Source organism: Mesorhizobium sp. M2C.T.Ca.TU.002.02.1.1, from assembly GCF_003997225.1.
On record NZ_RZTO01001420.1, the window covers coordinates 1 to 703 of the forward strand.

1 pseudogene is annotated in these 703 nt (G+C 65.6%); it reads right to left on the reverse strand.

The features are described 5' to 3' along the window. Nucleotides 1-30: 30 nt before the first annotated feature. A pseudogene (locus tag EOD07_RS36500) lies at nucleotides 31-703 on the reverse strand (hypothetical protein); the annotation flags it as partial.

Below are 703 nucleotides of genomic sequence, written 5' to 3' on the forward strand. Positions count from 1 at the left end.
GTCCATCCCTTCAACCGTGAGCGTGCGCTTTCAAGCATGCTGCGCCTCTGCCGTGCTCGTCGGCCCGGAAGGCTGCCCACTCTCGCCGACCTGGCGCTTGGGCAGCGCGAAGGCGGTTTCGAGAATCGCGGCGAGGAATGAGATGCGCAGCGGCTCGACCAGGATGCCGGTCGAGGAATCCTGGAATGGGCTGCCGAACAGCAGCGATACACCTTCGGAGAGCACTTGCCAGGTGTCGAGCTCATGCGGGCCGATGAGCCGCGTCATGCCGAGCCACGCCCACGCCGCCAGCCAGTCGATCAGGCGGTAGCCGACGATGAGCGTCACGATCAGCACGACGCCGGAGCTCAGCGTGATGCGCACACCGTTGGCGATAGGCAGGTAGCGCGATCGGTAGCCGGAGATGAAATGCTCGGCGAAGTCGCGCAGGAATTTCGGGATGGCGCGATAGCGCTCGCCCAGGCGCTCGACGCGCCGGTGCACGCGCATCAATTCCTTGTCGTCGCGCACGTCATAGCCATAGATCAGCGCCGCCAGAACCAGCCAGATCACCGGCAGGAGCATGTAGAAGAACAGGTTCACCAGCCTGGTCGTCGTGTCGACGGAGGTGACCTCGACCGGCACCATCGGGGCGGCAAAGGCGCTTCCGACGGGATGCGTCGCGCCGTCGGCCGCCGCCTGCAGCGCGGAAAAGATGTTGCGG